The sequence below is a fragment of the Paenibacillus sp. FSL F4-0125 genome (assembly GCF_038008565.1).
In the GTDB taxonomy this organism is placed as follows: domain Bacteria; phylum Bacillota; class Bacilli; order Paenibacillales; family Paenibacillaceae; genus Paenibacillus_AQ.
This window is the reverse complement of sequence record NZ_JBBOZJ010000001.1, coordinates 3,223,136-3,240,369: the sequence shown is the minus strand read 5'-3', so window position 1 is coordinate 3,240,369 and position 17,234 is coordinate 3,223,136. Positions and strand designations below refer to the sequence as shown.

General features: G+C 40.0%; 22 protein-coding genes. 4 read left to right on the top strand and 18 right to left on the bottom strand.

What is annotated here, in order from left to right:
• Positions 1–80 precede the first annotated feature (80 nt).
• The 4 genes from NST74_RS14290 to NST74_RS14275 all read right to left on the bottom strand — a co-directional run bounded on the left by NST74_RS14290 (position 81) and on the right by NST74_RS14275 (position 1,905).
• Positions 81–428: a DMT family transporter gene (locus tag NST74_RS14290; protein ID WP_341112705.1), complete on the bottom strand. Its 348-nt coding sequence runs from the start codon at positions 426–428 to the stop codon at positions 81–83.
• A 16-nt stretch (positions 429–444) separates the two neighbouring features.
• Complete coding sequence (locus NST74_RS14285) at positions 445–771, bottom strand: DMT family transporter (RefSeq protein ID WP_042127584.1); 327 nt, start codon at positions 769–771, stop codon at positions 445–447.
• A 13-nt stretch (positions 772–784) separates the two neighbouring features.
• A complete protein-coding gene (locus NST74_RS14280; protein ID WP_341112704.1) occupies positions 785–1,318 on the bottom strand; it encodes a TetR/AcrR family transcriptional regulator in 534 nt (177 codons plus the stop codon).
• Between the two features lie 107 nt (positions 1,319–1,425).
• Positions 1,426–1,905, bottom strand: a complete 480-nt coding sequence (locus NST74_RS14275; protein WP_341112703.1) for a GNAT family N-acetyltransferase — start codon at positions 1,903–1,905, stop codon at positions 1,426–1,428.
• 125 nt (positions 1,906–2,030) lie between these two features.
• On the opposite strand from NST74_RS14275, the gene NST74_RS14270 reads away from it, so the two are divergent.
• The gene (locus NST74_RS14270; RefSeq protein WP_341112702.1) at positions 2,031–3,698 is read left to right on the top strand and encodes a ribonuclease J; all 1,668 of its coding nucleotides are present in this window, start codon (positions 2,031–2,033) and stop codon (positions 3,696–3,698) included.
• Positions 3,699–3,757: 59 nt separating this feature from the next.
• Here NST74_RS14270 and NST74_RS14265 read toward each other — a convergent pair whose 3' ends face one another.
• Both NST74_RS14265 and NST74_RS14260 read right to left on the bottom strand, forming a co-directional pair.
• Complete coding sequence (locus NST74_RS14265; RefSeq protein WP_341112701.1) at positions 3,758–4,867, bottom strand: phosphotransferase; 1,110 nt, start codon at positions 4,865–4,867, stop codon at positions 3,758–3,760.
• Between the two features lie 92 nt (positions 4,868–4,959).
• Positions 4,960–6,516: an ABC-F family ATP-binding cassette domain-containing protein gene (locus tag NST74_RS14260; protein WP_042188035.1), complete on the bottom strand. Its 1,557-nt coding sequence runs from the start codon at positions 6,514–6,516 to the stop codon at positions 4,960–4,962.
• Between the two features lie 232 nt (positions 6,517–6,748).
• On the opposite strand from NST74_RS14260, the gene NST74_RS14255 reads away from it, so the two are divergent.
• The gene (locus NST74_RS14255; protein ID WP_341112698.1) at positions 6,749–7,333 is read left to right on the top strand and encodes an AAA family ATPase; all 585 of its coding nucleotides are present in this window, start codon (positions 6,749–6,751) and stop codon (positions 7,331–7,333) included.
• 64 nt (positions 7,334–7,397) lie between these two features.
• On the opposite strand, the gene NST74_RS14250 is transcribed toward NST74_RS14255, so the two are convergent.
• The 5 genes from NST74_RS14250 to NST74_RS14230 all read right to left on the bottom strand — a co-directional run bounded on the left by NST74_RS14250 (position 7,398) and on the right by NST74_RS14230 (position 12,975).
• Positions 7,398–8,285, bottom strand: coding sequence for an RsiV family protein (locus NST74_RS14250; RefSeq protein ID WP_341112697.1), 888 nt, complete (start codon positions 8,283–8,285; stop codon positions 7,398–7,400).
• Between the two features lies 1 nt (position 8,286).
• Positions 8,287–8,793, bottom strand: coding sequence for an RNA polymerase sigma factor (locus NST74_RS14245; protein ID WP_341112695.1), 507 nt, complete (start codon positions 8,791–8,793; stop codon positions 8,287–8,289).
• 89 nt (positions 8,794–8,882) lie between these two features.
• A complete protein-coding gene (locus tag NST74_RS14240) occupies positions 8,883–10,883 on the bottom strand; it encodes an acyltransferase family protein (RefSeq protein ID WP_341112694.1) in 2,001 nt (666 codons plus the stop codon).
• Between the two features lie 168 nt (positions 10,884–11,051).
• Positions 11,052–12,125, bottom strand: a complete 1,074-nt coding sequence (locus NST74_RS14235; RefSeq protein WP_341112693.1) for a stalk domain-containing protein — start codon at positions 12,123–12,125, stop codon at positions 11,052–11,054.
• A 298-nt stretch (positions 12,126–12,423) separates the two neighbouring features.
• The gene (locus NST74_RS14230) at positions 12,424–12,975 is read right to left on the bottom strand and encodes a YdhK family protein (RefSeq protein WP_341112692.1); all 552 of its coding nucleotides are present in this window, start codon (positions 12,973–12,975) and stop codon (positions 12,424–12,426) included.
• Positions 12,976–13,150: 175 nt separating this feature from the next.
• Between NST74_RS14230 and sleB the strand changes: the two genes are divergently transcribed.
• Positions 13,151–13,792, top strand: a complete 642-nt coding sequence (sleB, locus tag NST74_RS14225; RefSeq protein WP_445668139.1) for a spore cortex-lytic enzyme — start codon at positions 13,151–13,153, stop codon at positions 13,790–13,792.
• A gap of 299 nt (positions 13,793–14,091) precedes the next feature.
• Here the strand turns inward: sleB and NST74_RS14220 are convergent, their stop codons facing one another.
• From NST74_RS14220 to NST74_RS14195, 6 genes are all read right to left on the bottom strand, one after another.
• Complete coding sequence (locus NST74_RS14220) at positions 14,092–14,655, bottom strand: GNAT family N-acetyltransferase (RefSeq protein WP_341112691.1); 564 nt, start codon at positions 14,653–14,655, stop codon at positions 14,092–14,094.
• A 5-nt stretch (positions 14,656–14,660) separates the two neighbouring features.
• A complete protein-coding gene (locus tag NST74_RS14215; protein WP_341112690.1) occupies positions 14,661–15,158 on the bottom strand; it encodes a GNAT family N-acetyltransferase in 498 nt (165 codons plus the stop codon).
• Between the two features lie 155 nt (positions 15,159–15,313).
• On the bottom strand, positions 15,314–15,595 hold the full coding sequence (locus NST74_RS14210) for a hypothetical protein (RefSeq protein WP_341112688.1): 282 nt from the start codon (positions 15,593–15,595) through the stop codon (positions 15,314–15,316).
• A gap of 6 nt (positions 15,596–15,601) precedes the next feature.
• Positions 15,602–15,928: an alcohol dehydrogenase catalytic domain-containing protein gene (locus NST74_RS14205; RefSeq protein ID WP_341112686.1), complete on the bottom strand. Its 327-nt coding sequence runs from the start codon at positions 15,926–15,928 to the stop codon at positions 15,602–15,604.
• 14 nt (positions 15,929–15,942) lie between these two features.
• Positions 15,943–16,077, bottom strand: a complete 135-nt coding sequence (locus tag NST74_RS14200) for a hypothetical protein (RefSeq protein WP_341112684.1) — start codon at positions 16,075–16,077, stop codon at positions 15,943–15,945.
• Between the two features lie 64 nt (positions 16,078–16,141).
• The gene (locus NST74_RS14195) at positions 16,142–16,390 is read right to left on the bottom strand and encodes a TetR-like C-terminal domain-containing protein (RefSeq protein WP_341112683.1); all 249 of its coding nucleotides are present in this window, start codon (positions 16,388–16,390) and stop codon (positions 16,142–16,144) included.
• Positions 16,391–16,743: 353 nt separating this feature from the next.
• Between NST74_RS14195 and NST74_RS14190 the strand changes: the two genes are divergently transcribed.
• Complete coding sequence (locus NST74_RS14190) at positions 16,744–16,875, top strand: hypothetical protein (protein ID WP_341112681.1); 132 nt, start codon at positions 16,744–16,746, stop codon at positions 16,873–16,875.
• Between the two features lie 79 nt (positions 16,876–16,954).
• Here NST74_RS14190 and NST74_RS14185 read toward each other — a convergent pair whose 3' ends face one another.
• Positions 16,955–17,221, bottom strand: a complete 267-nt coding sequence (locus NST74_RS14185; protein WP_042127555.1) for a CD3324 family protein — start codon at positions 17,219–17,221, stop codon at positions 16,955–16,957.
• Positions 17,222–17,234 lie beyond the last annotated feature (13 nt).

Sequence of the window (17,234 nt, the reverse complement as noted above, 5' to 3'; positions counted from 1 at the left end):
AAGGTAAGTGATACCATTATTACGAAACTATGCGATTTACGGAATCTATGACATCTATTCAAACAAAAAAAAGAGCCGATTTAACGAGCTCTCTCTTGATCAGCAGAAGGTGCGTTTAATAATACTACCCCGCCTACTATTAATACTATTCCGGCAAACGAAAGAATACCAAATGGATCTCCCCATACAACCATACCCACAAGCGCTGTTAGAACTGTACCTACACCCGACCAGATCGCATAAGCTAAGCTTAACGGTATTTCTCTAAGGCTTATAGATAAACTATAAAAAGCGATTATAAAACCAATAATAACCCCTATTGATGGGAGTAATTGCGTGAATCCTTCCGACATTTTCAGCATAGTAGTGCCTACGACTTCGCTAGCAATCGCTATACCTAGAGCTATATATCCTACATTTCGTTTCATGCTACAGCCTCCAAATTCAATGAGCCCCACCAGAGAGCTTCATAATAATTACCCCACCAATAATGAGCAGCAAACCTAGTAACTTCTTACGGTTAAAGCTCTCTTTATAAATGAGCACGCCAATTAAGGCTGTCAATGCTGTACCCACCCCTGACCAAATCGCATAAGCCGTCCCTAATGGAATCGTTTTAAGCGCTAACGAAAGACTATAAAAGGCAAAGCCCATCCCAAGGATCACTCCAATGGAAGGTAATAGCTTTTTAAACCCGTTAGATACTTTTAGCATTGAACTGCCAAATACCTCAAAGATAATCGCTGTTGCCAATAATACATATGAATTCAAATTTCGCGCCTCCTTACTTCGTCATATTTATTAATTCTTGAATGACTTTAGTCCGTAATTCATCTTCTAACACACCTAATCCGAACATCTCAGAATACCATAACCCGTCTGCTGCCAACCTAACGATAGTAGCACGGACAGGATCAATGCCGTCGTTCTCTATGTTTTTTTGCCACATTGCATATTGATTATGAAATTTACTAAGAATATCCGGATTGGTAAAAAGAGCAGCCGAAAGTGCGGTACCGATCTCTTTGCCTTCTTTAAGATCTTCATCAATAGCTTCAGCAAAAGCCCGACTCCACTTTCCTTTCTCTACGGTTGCGCTCATTGCCCTTTCTTGAACATTAGTAAAAAATTCGTTCGTTAACTCTTCCACCATGCCCATGATCAAAGCCTCTTTATTTGGAAAATGGTGCAGTAGCCCGCCTTTACTGACACCAGCCTCTTTAGCAACAGCTTCAAGCGTCAGCTTCTCCACGCCATTATTTTTAACAACCGCGGAAGCAGCCAGTAAAATAGCTTTCCGCTTAGAATTAATGTTCACGTTAATCACCCCTGCTATTTACTATACCGTCTAGACGGTTTTGTTGTCAAATAAAAATATCTAGTTACATATAAAAAGCCCGGCAATCCAGGCTCACATTTTTTTCTCTATCGAGTTAAGTCTTTTATATACCAAGCATCACAAGCAAAATGCTCCGAACCTGCAAGTGGCGCGTTTAAACGTTCAAATCCGCTTTTTGTATAAAAACGGTTAGCTCCCTGCATATTCTGCAACGTCTCCAGATAACATTTGTTGTAATGAAGTTTGGCAAAATCCTGCGCAATATTCAATAGTTCGGTGGCTACCCCAGTACCTCTAGTAGTTGAAGTTAAATACATTTTTTGTAATTCACATATGTCCTCTTCCTTCCCGAAAGGTGCAATTCCGCAACCTCCTAACACAGTTCCTTCCTCTTCAACAATCCAGTATGCTCGATTCTCATGATTAGTATAGTACTGATATAAATGATGCAAGCTGTCATCATCCCACGCTAAACCTTCTCTATTCCCTCCGAACTCCATCAAGCAGTCCCTAATAATTTGTTCAATTGCATAATTATCCTTCATTTGTATTCGTCTGATGTTCATGATTAATAGTTCCCCTAACCTTCGAGTATCAATTTATTGTTATTCTATTGTACCACTTAAATAAAAGGATAATTATAAGGTGTTTCATACATAATATAGGTGAATTTATTAAGGGAGGGACTTCAATGAAAGCGGCAGCAAAGCAGCTCTGGATTGCAGCATTAGGTGGTGTGAATGAAATTGGTAAGAATATGTATTTGCTGCAATATGCTGATGATATTATTGTCATTGATTGCGGCTCTAAATTCCCGGACGAGAGTCTGCTGGGAATTGACCTCATTATTCCTGATGTTACGTATTTATTAAGCAATCTTGATAAGATTCGAGCATTAGTAGTTACACATGGACATGAGGATCATATTGGAGGAATTCCGTATCTGCTCAAACAATTAAATCTTCCGATCTATGCATCCCGGTTAACCTTAGGCCTAATTGAAAATAAACTGAGGGAACATGGATTATTACTTCAAACCAAGCTTCACGTCATTGATTCTGACTCCACTTTAAAGCTAGGTGCGTTTACGATAACGTTCTTTAATACCAATCATAGTATTCCGGATTGCCTTGGTGTTGTGTTCGATACCCCAGAAGGGACCGTTGTACATACAGGGGATTTCAAATTTGACATGACCCCTGTGAATAAGCAGTATCCCGATATACATAAAATGGCCGATATCGGGAAGAACGGTGTAAGATTTCTACTGTCTGAGAGTACCAATGCAGAACGCCCGGGCTTCACTCCTTCCGAAAAGCTCGTAGGCGCTCATATAGAAGAAGCATTCATGAAAGCAGATCGCAGAATTTTTGTCTCTACCTTTGCTTCAAATGTACACCGTCTACAACAGATCATTGAGGCTGCTCATCTAACAGACCGTAGATTAACCTTACTTGGCAGAAGTATGGTGAATGTGGTCCGGGTTGCCCAAGAACTCGGATACTTGAGCATTCCCGATAACATGCTGATTGAGCCTACAGAAGCTGCCAAACTCCCCCCGGAGCAAGTAACTGTATTATGTACAGGCAGTCAAGGTGAGCCCATGGCTGCGTTATCGCGACTGGCTAATTCAAGTCATAGGCAGATGGAAATCCAGGCTGGAGATACTGTTCTGATTGCAGCTAATCCCATTCCTGGGAATGAACGCAATGTATCTAGAATTGTCGATAATTTATATGTACTTGGTGCTAAAGTCATCTATGGATCACGCAGCGAGCTTCACGTGTCTGGGCATGCAAGCCAAGAAGAGCTTAAATTAATGTTAACCTTAATGAAACCTGAATATTTCATACCGATTCATGGTGAATACCGTATGCTTCATCATCACAGCTTGTTGGCGGAGGCAGTTGGTGTTAACCCCGATAATATCTTTATTCTAAAGAATGGGGACATCGTTGAGTCTTCGTCAGGTGTTGTCCGTCAATCGGGCAAAGTGACTGCTGGACAGATCCTAGTGGATGGCCTTGGCATTGGGGATATCGGGAATGTCGTGCTTCGTGATCGTCGCCAGCTATCGGCAGACGGCATTTTGATTACAGTAATTACTCTAAGTCAAACAGATGGACGTCTATTAAACGAACCGGATACTATCTCCAGAGGATTCATCTATGTCCGTAACTCAGAGACTTTAATGGAGGAAATTAACCAGCTTGTAACTTCTACCCTTCAAAAGATGAGTGAGCCTGATCTAGGGCAATGGAATATCATCAAACAGACTATTAAGGAGACCCTGAGTAGATTCTTGTACGAAAAAACGAAACGACGTCCGATGATTCTCCCCATCATTATTGAGGTGTAGCAAAAAGGAGCTCATGTAGAATGGGCTCTTTTTTTATATCTGGTGAGAATTAAATTTAACTATGTTATACATAATTTTAATGCGTCAGCTTCTAGCGCCATTTTTTGATGAATAATAATAATTTGCTCCAAATGAATAACCCGCTCCTGAAGACTAGCGTTTAACGGGTCCGATTGTAGCTGAGCATTCAGAGAAATGTATTGAGGTACTTCCCAGATACTACGTAAAGCAGTGCTTAAACAGTAGCCATATCGAGCAAGATGCTCATCCCCATACCAGCCTGTATCCTTTAATCCATTGATGTAGGCATGGAACAAGGACTCTTTGTAATCCTCGTAACGGTGAACAGGAATGACTCCTAAGCTCATGTTTACGCCAAACATTTTGCCAAGGTCTTCACCAATGCCGGATATGCTCATAAATTGCCAGTCAATCAGAACTAAACGTTTCTCTTCCATTTCACCCTGATTCAGCAGCATATTCATCTGACTGAGGTCCTGATGGGCAAGTACTCGTGGCAAGCTATTGAGAGCATTCAAGTTACTTTCTATCTGATTAGTAAAGCTATGGAACCATGTCCAAATGTTTAGCGCTTTATCTCTATGCAAATGATTTATGTAAGTATCCAGATTAGGCGCATACATTCTACTAGTTGTAGTCCATGATTTAAGCCAACCCCTGCATATCCAATCCTCATCAGGTATTTTCTTTCCGGTAAGATAAGCTCCATTGAATTGACCTAACCGCTCAGCGATAAAATCAACCTGCTGCTTCGTATGTGCATATTCCCCGTCTATTCGCTCCAACCATAACCATATGGTCCCTTCTGCTTGCTCTTCAACAAGATAACACTTTGGGGCTTGGATAAAGCCGGGAAGATCATCCAGAATCTTAGATTCAAAGACTAGCGCTTCGCGGCGCCAGTAATTGTGATGGGCTGGATCCTCTTTTTCTACACTATCCGACTTGATGATTTTTAATATGATTGACCATGGAACCTGCTCTTGATTAACTATTGCCAGACCGTGAATAGAAAAGATACCTGATGTAGTAAAGTTAGGCGTTTGATAATTTAAATCTTCGCAAGAGAAACTGATTATTTCTACTCTTTGTTCTCCAAAAAATCGTTGAACACAAATGTTAAGCTGATCCATTTTGTTCTCTAACACATAGATCCTCCTCACGATCCGTAAAAAAAGCCTATAAAGCGTAACTGATTCGTTAACACCTCATAGGCTTGTTCAATAAAGCTTTGCTTGTATTAGAATACTTTTGTTGTCCAATCTTCGCAATTCCAGATATCGGTCACGATGTCCTGATAAAAATCTGGTTCGTGAGAAATCATAAGAATGCTGCCTTTGTATGCTTTCAGCGCGCGTTTCAGCTCATCTTTAGCATCGATATCCAAGTGGTTTGTCGGCTCATCCAGTACGAGAATGTTAGTCTCACTGTTGATGAGCTTACATAGACGCACTTTAGCTTTTTCTCCACCACTTAGAACTGCAATCTTACTTTCGATATGTTTCGTAGTAAGTCCGCATTTGGCAAGGGCAGCACGTACTTCGAACTGTGAAAGGGATGGGAATGTATCCCAGATCTCCTCGATACAAGTCTTGTAATTGCCTTCTTTCATTTCTTGCTCAAAGTATCCAATCTCTTGATGGTATCCACGTTCTACCGAACCGGACAATGCTTGGATTTCGCCTAAGATGCTGCGAAGCAAGGTGGTTTTACCGATCCCGTTCGCACCGACCAACGCGATTTTTTGTCCACGCTCCATCAACAAATTCAGAGGTCTGGACAACGGTGTATCATATCCGATAACCAATTCTTTAGCTTCGAAAATCATCTTGCCCGCAGTTTTACCCTCTTTAAAGTTAAACTGTGGTTTTGGCTTCTCTTTTGCAATCTCGATAATTTCCATCTTGTCGAGCTTCTTCTGTCTGGACATCGCCATGTTACGAGTAGCAACGCTGGCTTTGTTACGCGCAACGAAGTCTTTCAGCTCTGCAATTTCTTGTTTCTGACGGTTATAAGCAGATTCAAGCTGTTGCTTTCTCATTTCGTAGACCTGTTGGAATTGCTCATAATCACCCACATAACGGGTTAGCTTTTGATTTTCCATATGGTAGATCAGATTGATAACACTGTTCAAGAAAGGCATATCATGTGAGATCAGAATAAATGCATTATCATATTCTTGCAGATAACGTCTCAGCCATTCAATATGCTGCTCATCCAGATAGTTCGTAGGCTCATCTAGGAGCAAAATATCTGGTTTTTCAAGCAACAGCTTCGCAAGTAAGATTTTGGTACGCTGACCACCACTAAGATCAGCTACGTCACGATCCAATCCGATATCTGTGATTCCTAGACCGCGCGCGGTTTCTTGAATCTTCGCATCGATCATGTAGAAATCTTGGTTTGTAAGTGTATCTTGAATCGTACCCACTTCTTCAAGCAGCTTTTCCAGCTCTTCGGGCGACACGTCACCCATTCTGCCGTACATATCATTCATCTCTTGCTCAAGATCAAAGAGGTATTGAAAAGCGCCTCTGAGTACATCTTGAATGGTCATTCCTTTGGTCAACACTGCATGCTGATCGAGGTAGCCAACACGCACCCGTTTGGACCATTCAACTTTACCTTCATCTGGCTGTAGCTTGCCTGTAACAATATTCATAAAAGTGGATTTACCTTCGCCGTTAGCGCCGAATAATCCGATATGCTCGCCTTTTAGAAGACGGAATGAAACATCCTTGAAGATCGCACGATCTCCAAAGCCATGACTTAATCCTTCTACATTTAATATGCTCATTTATGGACACCTTTTTCTTATTTTTCTCGCTATATTATAAGCAGGATTACACAAAAACTCAATGGAGAAGCAAAAAAATATCATATTATGGTTCGAAACGCGAAATATCTCAGGTTCTCAGATCCGATCTGTCAGATGATGATTTTGCGCTGGCGATTGCTCACCATCTTCTATATGATAGTATTCAGAGCTAGACTATAACGTTGAATTGATGTTCTAAGGAGAGTCAGTAATGAACAAACTTGTATTTTTTCTGGGGCCAGCCGGGGCAGGCAAAACTACATTAGCTAAGGCGATCGCTTCAGGGCGTAAAGTCCCCTTTTTTGATATGGATATTCTTTTACGGCCAGCGGCTGACGCGATCATGACCTTACACGGATTAGACCCATCGGACAGAGACTCTGCCGAGTACAAACGATTATGCCGAGATTTGGGTTACCGGATTACGATGGACGCGGCGCTTGATAATATTGGTCTTGATGTGGATGCATTTGTGGTTGGACCCTTTACTCAAGAGGCTGCCAACCCTGACTGGATCAGCAGTGAATTATCTCGAATCGGACGTTCGCTGCAAGATGTTGAGGTTAAAGTTGTCTTGGTCGAACTAGCCAATGAGGAATTGTATCGGACACGAATTCACGATCGACAATCACCATTAGATGAATGGAAGTTCCAGCATTGGGATGAATTTCGCAAATCATTTGGAAATCGTAGTGTGAAGTGGCCGCTTACAAGTTCTAATGTGAAGGTGATCGACAATTCTAATCCTGACATAACGAAGACTGTGGCTGTGGTGGAGCATTTTATCTACGACTAGAAATCACATGACTCACAAAAATAAGACCGACAAAGAGAGAATTCTCTTGCCGGTCTTTATGTTATTACTGGATATACTTCTGACTTACCAGATCCCCTGCTATGACTTCCGAAGGAATTACGAATTCAACGGAACCCATAGAACCTGGCCCTACTTCGTATTTATTAAACACAATCACAAGCTTGCCATCATTATTGATGTAGAAGCTCTGATCTTTCGTAATGGAAGTGAACATATCCGTTGGCATATCATCGCCACTTTCAGGAATCCAATATACAATATCGGGGTCAGCTTTCATTTGATCAATCATCTGCTCTTTAATATTTTGGCTAATCCGCTCAATGTACTGCTCATCCTTAAATAACATTGGCAATGTAATAAGGATTTGGTTCACTTTGTCTATCGTATCAAAAGTAACTTCCTCAGAAGAAGAACCTGAAGTTTCCACAACATATCTTCCAATGGAGAAAATACGATCATTGTCCGTTTTGACTTCATAACCCGTGTCCAGACCTAAGTGACCTCCGCCTTGCTTCTTCAACTGTTCAATCTCAAATTGAAACTTTTCATAGAGCGCCTTGTTCTCGATCAAGTACTTGTTGTTTAATCCAAGCTCCAAATCCTTGTTCTCCATGTTCGTAACGGCCGGAACTTTGATATTGGCATCATAGTTATCCTCCGCTACAATATATTCTTTTATGGTTAGCACTTTAACTAACCGATCGACTCCTGGGATAGAGGATAATGCACTCGCCACGGTTACACTAGTGTTAATCACAATCAGAAAGACAACAGCGGCTACACCCACACTAGCGAACCATTTATATTTCAATTGTTTTCTTCTTCTTTTTTTAAGCGAAAGCTTCAAAGAGCGATTCACAATTAAATCTAATTGTTCTGGAATTGGAATCTCGCTATATTCTTTATTTAAATCTTTTAAGTGGTCTTCCATCTTACATATTCTCCTTTGAGGCTTCATCCTTCAGTTTCACTCGTAATAACTGAAGTGCCTGATACAGTCTCGTTTTTATCGTATTAGTGTTCTCATTAAGAACTTCAGCCACTTCACTAATCTTCATGTCTTCAAAGTATCTCAATACGATCACGCTTCGGTATTTTATCGGCAGATCTTCAAGGGTTCTTTTCAAATCTATATCCGAGTAAACATCCTCTGCACCAGGACAATAGGTTTCAATCATCTCTGGCTCCATCGTCTGGATTCTTTTGTTTCTTCGCAGAAAGTCTAATGAAGTATTCACGACAATACGATAAAACCAGCTTTTCACGGCATCAGGATTCTTCAACAATTCAAGATTGTCCATCGCTTTATAAATGGAATCCTGAACAATATCGAGAGCATCCTCTTTGTTTTTAACATAGCTGTTGGCGAGTCTGTAGACATTTTCTTTGTTTTCGATGATACAATTTGTGAGTATTTTTTCGGATTTCCTATTCAACATTGTAGATTATCCTTCTCTGCTTGTTATCAAGTGTTGTAATAGGTGTAAGACGTATCGCGAGTTCAAAAAGTTTGGAGATTTTATTTTTTTTATTCAGCTTCCAAAGCTTTTTCAAGAAGTGAGGCATAAAACTTAGAGCCTTCAGGTTTCAAATGCACTCCGTCTTCATAGAAGTAGTTGTCTTTCCCTTCACTAGCAGAATACCAGTCTACTACGGTTGTATTACTATATTCACTGGAAACTATTGAAATATTGTGATTCACATTATTCTCCCACTTTCTTGGGACGCGAGTGTTGACCAAAAGAATCTGCTCAACATCACTTAGTGAATCCAGTAGACTACGTAATTGCTTTGAACTAAAAGATCCGTTAGTCCCCAGCTCAATAATAACCTTTTTACCTAACCGGCCTTGAGCTTTAAGCTGATCCACTACCTCTTGAGCTTTCACCATCTGCCGGCCGATCTTTCCTTCGATGACAATACCGGGTAATTTCTCTGTGAGGTAGGGTGCTACGTCCAAAATGACAGAATCTCCGATGGCCGTAACATCCTTTCCAGATTGACTCTTCTCTGCCATAGGTTCCTTTTCTTCAGGAACAGGTTTTGTTACTTCTGAATCAGCCTTATCCACTCCTGAATTTGTAGCCTCCACCTTAGTTTCTGGCTTTTTCACATCAGGTTTAGATGTAGCTGTTGCCATGGCTGGTATTGATGATTTATCAGTTGCACTCTTATCTATCGGTTTGTGGTCCATCGGATCATCCTTTATTCCCGTATCTTGTTGCTCTTGCTGCTGCAGTTGTTGCCCTTGCTGTTGTAGCTGTTGTTGTTCATACTGCAGATCAGCCGATTCAATTGCAGGCGTATCAGATCCAGCGTTTAACAAATAACCTTTGCATGCAATAGGTATAAAAATCACCGCTATAATAGCCATTAAGAAGCCTGGACGAATGCCACCACGTCGTTTTACGCTGATGTTCTTCCAAGTCTCTTTAAATGAACCTCGCCGAATGGGCTCCTCTACATACTTATATGACAATGATGCTAATAGAAAGCTTACCGCTACCTGAATGATGATACGAAGCATGCTGCTCTCTTCAGTATTCACATTCGGACTGCTAAGAATAATGACTGGAAAATGCCATATGTACAAGCTATATGATCGCACCCCGATCCAACGCAAAGGTTTGCAGCCTACAATCGCCCCCAAACGGCTGGCAGGATGAGCGAGTACAGCAATAACTACTGCAGCAATCAAAGAAATTATTAAAAACCCGCCACGGTAGAGCAAATCATCAAACTCATTAACCTGATTAAAAAGTACCAACAATAGTATGAGCCCTACTCCCCCAACAAGATCAAGCATACGCTGAGCCGGCTCCGAGACCTTGTCATTTAGTTTCTGACTTGGCCAAGCAATTGCAAGTGCTGCCCCAATGAGAAGTGCAAATACTCGGGTATCCGTTCCATAATATACTCTACTCGGGTCTGTGCCCGGTACGTAGATCAATGCCATCGCTAAAGCTGAGACCCCAGCGCAAGCTAAAACCCATGCAATAAGCCTACCCCGCTGACGAGCAATTTTCATCACAATGATAAGAACGATCGGCCATAGAATATAGAACTGTCCTTCAATGGAAAGTGACCACAAATGCCCGATCGGAGAAGGGGGGCCAAAGCTTGCAAAATAGGAAACATTATGAAATATTAACCACCAGTTGTTAACGTAAAATAAGGAAGACATAAAGTCACCCTTGAGCCCGAACAATCTTGAGGGTTCTATAATTAAGAGCCAAATAGCGACCACAAAAAGCATGACGATCATCGCAGGCAACAGCCTCCGCGCCCTACGAACCCAAAAGTCTAAAAGGTTCAGTCTTCGGTGCCGTTCCCACTGGGTAATGATTTGGTCAGTAATGAGATATCCTGAGATTACAAAAAATATTCCAACGCCGAGAAGTCCACCCTCAGCCCAATTCAGATTCAAATGATATGCGATTACAGCAAGTACTGATAAAGCCCTTAGACCATCAATTCCTGGCACATAACGCCTGCCGCCTACAGATTGTGAAGACGACTGGCTCCTCATATTTTTTCTGAAAAGCTTCGTGTTGTCTTTCATTATGTTTCAGTCCTTACCGTCGATTTATCGTTCATTAGTAAGACGCTGTAACCGTATGAAAAGTTCTGTAAGCAAGTGAAAATGTTATAAAATTAAAAAAGTATCTGGCAGAGTAACCTGCCAGATGTCTTTTCATTAATTACTCTGTACTTCAATGTGTAAAATATCTGTTACAAATTGGACAGGGACATATGTTTTATTATCTTGAAGTACGGGTGCAGTGCCTAATGCTTTGGGAGCCATTTTTGCTATGAAATAAGAATCTTTGTTAATAGAAACACTCGCCCATTGTGCTCCCTTCATTAACTCTGATGTTTTGGTAGCTTGATTCCACTTCAGTTCATAGTTCAATTGATTGGCTAAATCACGCAATGACAGCATCAGTACACCGTCTTTGTTGGTGAAACTTGCTATTTTTTTCAAATCAAGCTTTGCAACGTCCGTGGAATTATGATTTAAGCTGAAACGAAACTCTGGTGATCCTACATATCCTGGTGCAATACTGTATTTAGGGAATACGATCACTAAGTCATCTTTCTCGATAAAAAACGACTGCTCAACAAAAGTTCCTTTGTACTCTTCCAAGAAATATTTATCTGGATCCTTTTTAATCTCTGCAAGAATATCTGCATCGAGCTTCTCTTTGTAGTTAGCACCCAGCAAATCCGAAAGAGTAACTCGTTGTGCCTCCGCTGCGTTGTTCACATTATAAGTATCTATCCGCGGCATGCTAGTTCCGCCTTCAGAACCTTCAGTAATCACCTTCAAGGAGATAACACCTGCTGGATTACCTGTTCCATCAGACTTCAGTTCATAAGTAATATTAAGAGTACATGGATGGAAGTCTTGTTTACCTGCTTGTGCTTTGTGGCCCATTTCCGCGGCGTCTTTCTCCCATTGTGTTAAATCCTTTTCAGCCTGAGACAGGATAATATCATTCAGCTCATCTTGGTATTGCTTGTCCAGCATGCCTGTTAGTTGCGGTACTTTAATATCAGCGATCAAATATTTACTTGATGTGCTAAGTACCTTTTCCTGGATCTTAACACCAGTAAGTGCAGGGGTAGTTGATTGTGCCGTTGAAGAAACATTAGTTACTACTGCTGTGGGTGTCATAGCATGAACCGGTAAGGAAGCTATGCTCACCCCCATAATTGCCGCACACCCTACTGCACTCATTTTAAATAGATTTTTTGTTGTCTTGTTCATATCTCGTCATCCTCCATCTCTATTTATAAGTGCCTTCCGATGACACTCATTAGCTAGACGCAGAGAGACCTCTAATAAGTTTGGTGATTTTCTAATTTATTATTAATTTTTTCAGCTTCTGTCCCCCGTAATTCTATCTAAAAAAGCTAATGTATATAAATTAATGAACAACCTACTCTTTTTCATTCGAAAATGCTCAGTAGGAGCTAACTATAAGACAACAAAAACAGCAACTTACTCATTTAAGCATGGGTAAGTTGCTGTTTTTGGTATTGTAATTTTTTTTTACGCTAACCTATTAGTTTACAGGCGAAAGCTCATCTTCCGTTACCCACTTATGGTTGGTTACTTTATCTCCACCCGTTGTAGGTGTGAAATCAATCATGTATACCGTCGTTTGTTCCGCCGCGTTAATTTGAGCGGTTGCCCCTTTCATATCTTTCATATGGTCGGCTTCCATCACGACTTCCGAGCCTGCTTCATAAGGTTTATCAGCAGCTTTTTTGATTTCTTCATGAATAATCCACTTGTGATTTGTAATTGGAAATCCACCTGTTGTGGGTCTATAAGAAACGGTATACGCCGTGGTATCAAAAGCTCCAACTATGGTTGCTGTAGCCCCCTTCATCCCGTCCATATGGTCCGTTTGGATGATCGCTTGACTTCCAACTTTATAAGCTGGATTCTCCGCCACCTTCACATCATTAGGTACCTCACCTGAGCTAGAGTGCGAGGAATGTTCCATCTGTGTATTGTTTGAGGACATCTTATTGCCATAGCTATTATCATTACTGCATGCACTTAGACCGAGAGCAGCGGCGAACATGAGTAGAATTAATTGCTTTTTCATATAAGGACCTCCGAAGTTTTATATGCCTTTGACTATTAATTTACCCATTTCAGAAGATCACAAACCGAAAATATTATTTTGAAAATTGTAAGACGTTAATTGGATTACCAATAAATGAGTGTTGTCTCCGTTATTGAAGGTTATTTATAATGTTTTCTGAAAGGAGGCTACTATAATGAAGACTAAAATATTCACTTTGTTGCTTCTTTTGGGTCTGGTAAGTATGGCTACTATGATCGGTTCTGCTAGCGCTGCTCCGGTATTAACCGTAGGAAGTTCTTCAGGAGATGTATGGGATCTTCAGTATCGATTGAAGACTCTGGATTTCTATACTCAGCCTTTAGATGGTGTATATGGATCACAAACGAAAGCAGCCGTTGCTAAATTTCAAAAAGCCTACGGATTAAGCGCCGATGGTGTTACTGGCATGAAAACATGGAATACACTAAAAAAATATACGCTTAATATTGAGGAAATGGACATATTGGCTAAAGTTATCTACAGTGAATCTCGCGGTGAGCCTTATAAAGGCCAAGTTGCAGTTGGCGCTGTAGTTATGAATCGCATACAATCTAGTCAATTCCCAAACAATATTAAAGACGTAGTATTTCAAAAAGGTGCATTTACAGCCGTATCTGACGGTCAATACTGGCTTACTCCAAACCGGACTGCCTATTTAGCTGCACTTGATGCTGTCCGTGGTTGGGACCCAACAAACAATTCGATCTATTATTTCAATCCAGATACAGCTACAAGTGCTTGGATCTGGTCACGTCCTCAGAACTTAAAAATTGGTAAGCATATATTTGCGAGTTAAACGCTTCAAATAAATGTAATAGCCGTCCAACCTTAGTGGCTGGACGGCTATTTTTAGTATAAACGATCTTCTTAATACTATCCATAGAAAGACAGTATTCACTTGAGAGCTGGTCAACGGTTGCACGTAGACTAAACCACCATTTATATATTTCTGTATTTCTTGTAGTAACTCTTTTGGGAAGACTGTATCTGCATTTACATATTTCATAATTGTTCTGCTCCTTAAACTTTGATGAGATCACAAACAGCCTGCCTAACCATAATGGTCAGACAGGCTGTTATTATAAAAGCTTATTATTAAAGTTGAGATGACTCGGGACGGGAGCCTAATCCATTATTAAAATTAAAAATCATCTTTAATTCATCATCATAAGACTTCCTACATTCTTCTTGAAAGCTATCACTAGTATATTTCTTCAGTGTCTTTCTCCAAAAGTGCTGGGCTCTCCTATTTGTAGTCGTGGGGTTCGTCTGTAGCTCCCATTTTCCAATATGAAGATTAAGAACCTCCTTAGCCGCATATTCAGCAATTCCCGTGCCTCGGAAGGGCCGCAGGATAAAGAATTCGTTTAAATAAAATTCACAACCTGGTGGTGTATGAGGTGGTGTGGCTACTAATGCAAAGCCAGCAGGAATTCCATCCTTTTTTATTAAATAAGGATATAAAATCCCCGGCTTCTCCCACCAGATGTCGAAGACTTTATTCTGTTCATTCAGCGTCTGTGTTTCATTATCCTCGTATACCCCGTATTGATTAGGAAGGTTCCCCCATATCTCTGATAGATCGTGTAAGTATAGCGGGTAGAGATTATTAATCATAAACTTCGTTGTGCTGTCAGTTAATGTTACGGTGATCTTCATTTCATTCACTCCCTCCCATCGAATGCTTGGATGTATTTATGGCAATCACTTAAATAACGTTCTGTGTAGTTATCTTTTGTATAATCCTTAAGCACTTTTCGCCAGAAAGCTATGGCAGGTTTATTATTTTCCATTTGAGCCAGTTTCCATTTAGCTTCTTTAAATAGATCAAGTGTTTTTATTGCGGCAGCAGTACCTATTCCATTTCTTCTGTATTTCTGCAAAATCATAAAATCATAGACCACATGAGTTGGATCTGGGTCTGTATCTAAGTTTTCAAAAAGAACAACCACAAATCCAGCTAAGTTTCCTGAAACCTCGATCAGATAAGGATTCCATCGATGATCCCCTTCCCAAAAATAATCAATATCCACCTCGAATTCTCCATGCTGATTCACATCTTGATCCGTAAATAAACTGAAATCATAATAGTAAAGTTGATATAGATTAGACAGTACCGCTTTATCTTCAAACGTTACTGGAACAAGTTTAATTTCCATCATACCCCCACGTTTGCTTCATTATTGTTACTTCTGTACTTAGTATAATCACGACGTTACTCTAGTTATATGCCATATTTGATTTGAACTGAATTTTATATAAAGTCATTATTCATCTAAACTAAAAAAAGCTCATATGAGCTTTTTTCAGTCTACAATCAAGTTAAATCTACGATGACTTTAATCGTTTCTTCAGCTTCAATGGCTTTATCGAAGGCTGCTTGAATATCCTCTAATTTAAAGGACTGTGTCACCATTGTAGAGATATTCGGTTTCTTGTCGTTAATATGTTCAATAACCTTTACAATATCTTCATGTGTGTATTCACTAGTTCCAACTATGTTAACTTCTTTACTCATCACTTGAGCAAGGCTAATAGGTACTTCATTTTTATAAACCGCAATGATTGCAATTCTTGCTTGTGGCTTTACAATCTGCATCACTTGTTAAAATAATATCGGAGCACCCGCTGCGTCTACAAAAGCATCTACGTTTGGCATGTTAACGCCGTAAACATTTACTTCCCCTATTAATCCTGCAGCAGCAGATAAACCAATAGGACCCGCTCCGAGAATTACGATTTTTTCACCTTGTTTGGGTTGTACACTAAAGGCTCCTACCTCCAACGAATAACGACGACCTGCACGTTTTGCAGTAATTGGATTCACACCTACACGCATGCCCACGTTTAAATTCTTTTCCACTTCAGAACCTAACTTGACAATCTCACCGAACATTTCGTGACCAAATTTCCAACCGAAACGGATACCCATTTCAGAGCCTGCTTTTACGATATTAATATCTGTCCCACAAATTCCACCGGTAAAAAACGAACCAAACCATCTTTAGGCCCTACTCCAGGTATTGGCCTCTCTTCTATCCCCACACTATTTTTACCGTGATAAATACCGACCTTCATCATTCTTAACACACTCCTTATTACTATCTATTACTAAATGGTAGTAGTTATTGTGGAGCTTAGCAATCTACAATAAAACTGAAAGCGTTAATAAAACGACAGTTAATAAGCTTGTGTTAATTAAAATTTTAAAAGTGAAATGTTTCACTATTTTGTATTTATTATTTGCAGGGACAAATGGATTTAACTGTATAATTCGCTCTGCTAAATATTTAGGGGTATAGGGCATATCATTGCCAAGCCACATGGAAATTGGACCAATGATTGCAGATGTTCCATACCAAGCTGCGATATCAGAAGGAGTATCTAAAGGCATTCCGAATTGCTTTTCTTGTTTTTCGTATCCATAAATCTAAGTATGTTTTGTCTGCTATGAATCTTCCACCTCGTAGGTAATGAACTTTAAAATATAGTTGGTATTTGTGAAGAAACAATTTTTAGTAAAACTCAGGAGGAATCAGGAATTTTATGGAATACAAGATCAGTGGTTGAACGATTAAAATAAAAGTTCGGTTACTAGCTGAAATGACCAGTCTTACATATTCAAAATTTCCTCTGAGGCATATGTAAAGAACAGAATAGATACAGGAAACAATAGAAAACAACGCTATACAGCGTTTAATAATGTGATCATCCCTAATTACACTAAAGTAACTAGAAGTAATGACAATGATGAAAGAGGCCTTATACAAAACGAAAATTTCCAGCACTGCTTTTAAAGCAGCAAATAAAAAGATGGATGAAGTCTTTAAATATGAAGGACAGTTTGTAGATGGGATCGATAAATATCGGAAGAAGTAAGGTATTTAAGATTGAATGATAATTAAGTCCCAAAAATCCACGTCAGAGCTTCCTCTAACGTGGATTTTTAGGATTATAGCTATTTTTTTGTGTAAACAATCTTCTTAATACTGTCTCTTGATAGGCAATATTCATCCGAAAGCTGGTCAACCGTTGCACCAACAGCAAACCTTAGACAGATTTCAATGTTTCTAGATCTTAAGTATTTTCTGCTCCCTGACTTCTCGCCCCATTTTACATGTGCTTCTTCAGGCTTTGGGATATACACTAAACCACCGTTAATATATTTCTGAATTTCCTCTAGTAATTCTTTTGGAAAAATCGTATCAGCATTTACATATTTCATAATCGCTCTGCTC

Excerpts from the sequence above, each read along its gene's own strand:
- NST74_RS14205 (WP_341112686.1), bottom strand. The coding sequence starts at position 15,928 with ATGGGTATCCGTTTCGGTTGGAAATTTGGTCACGAAATGTTCGGTGAG.
- NST74_RS14210 (WP_341112688.1), bottom strand. The coding sequence starts at position 15,595 with ATGCAGATTGTAAAGCCACAAGCAAGAATTGCAATCATTGCGGTTTAT.
- NST74_RS14255 (WP_341112698.1), top strand. The coding sequence starts at position 6,749 with ATGAACAAACTTGTATTTTTTCTGGGGCCAGCCGGGGCAGGCAAAACT.
- NST74_RS14190 (WP_341112681.1), top strand. The coding sequence starts at position 16,744 with ATGATGAAAGAGGCCTTATACAAAACGAAAATTTCCAGCACTGCTTTT.
- NST74_RS14250 (WP_341112697.1), bottom strand. The coding sequence starts at position 8,285 with ATGGAAGACCACTTAAAAGATTTAAATAAAGAATATAGCGAGATTCCA.
- sleB (WP_445668139.1), top strand. The coding sequence starts at position 13,151 with ATGAAGACTAAAATATTCACTTTGTTGCTTCTTTTGGGTCTGGTAAGT.
- NST74_RS14200 (WP_341112684.1), bottom strand. The coding sequence starts at position 16,077 with ATGATGAAGGTCGGTATTTATCACGGTAAAAATAGTGTGGGGATAGAA.
- NST74_RS14185 (WP_042127555.1), bottom strand. The coding sequence starts at position 17,221 with ATGAAATATGTAAATGCTGATACGATTTTTCCAAAAGAATTACTAGAG.
- NST74_RS14290 (WP_341112705.1), bottom strand. The coding sequence starts at position 428 with ATGAAACGAAATGTAGGATATATAGCTCTAGGTATAGCGATTGCTAGC.
- NST74_RS14240 (WP_341112694.1), bottom strand. The coding sequence starts at position 10,883 with ATGAGGAGCCAGTCGTCTTCACAATCTGTAGGCGGCAGGCGTTATGTG.
- NST74_RS14235 (WP_341112693.1), bottom strand. The coding sequence starts at position 12,125 with ATGAACAAGACAACAAAAAATCTATTTAAAATGAGTGCAGTAGGGTGT.
- NST74_RS14245 (WP_341112695.1), bottom strand. The coding sequence starts at position 8,793 with ATGTTGAATAGGAAATCCGAAAAAATACTCACAAATTGTATCATCGAA.
- NST74_RS14275 (WP_341112703.1), bottom strand. The coding sequence starts at position 1,905 with ATGAACATCAGACGAATACAAATGAAGGATAATTATGCAATTGAACAA.
- NST74_RS14270 (WP_341112702.1), top strand. The coding sequence starts at position 2,031 with ATGAAAGCGGCAGCAAAGCAGCTCTGGATTGCAGCATTAGGTGGTGTG.
- NST74_RS14260 (WP_042188035.1), bottom strand. The coding sequence starts at position 6,516 with ATGAGCATATTAAATGTAGAAGGATTAAGTCATGGCTTTGGAGATCGT.
- NST74_RS14215 (WP_341112690.1), bottom strand. The coding sequence starts at position 15,158 with ATGATGGAAATTAAACTTGTTCCAGTAACGTTTGAAGATAAAGCGGTA.
- NST74_RS14230 (WP_341112692.1), bottom strand. The coding sequence starts at position 12,975 with ATGAAAAAGCAATTAATTCTACTCATGTTCGCCGCTGCTCTCGGTCTA.
- NST74_RS14195 (WP_341112683.1), bottom strand. The coding sequence starts at position 16,390 with ATGCCTTTAGATACTCCTTCTGATATCGCAGCTTGGTATGGAACATCT.
- NST74_RS14220 (WP_341112691.1), bottom strand. The coding sequence starts at position 14,655 with ATGAAGATCACCGTAACATTAACTGACAGCACAACGAAGTTTATGATT.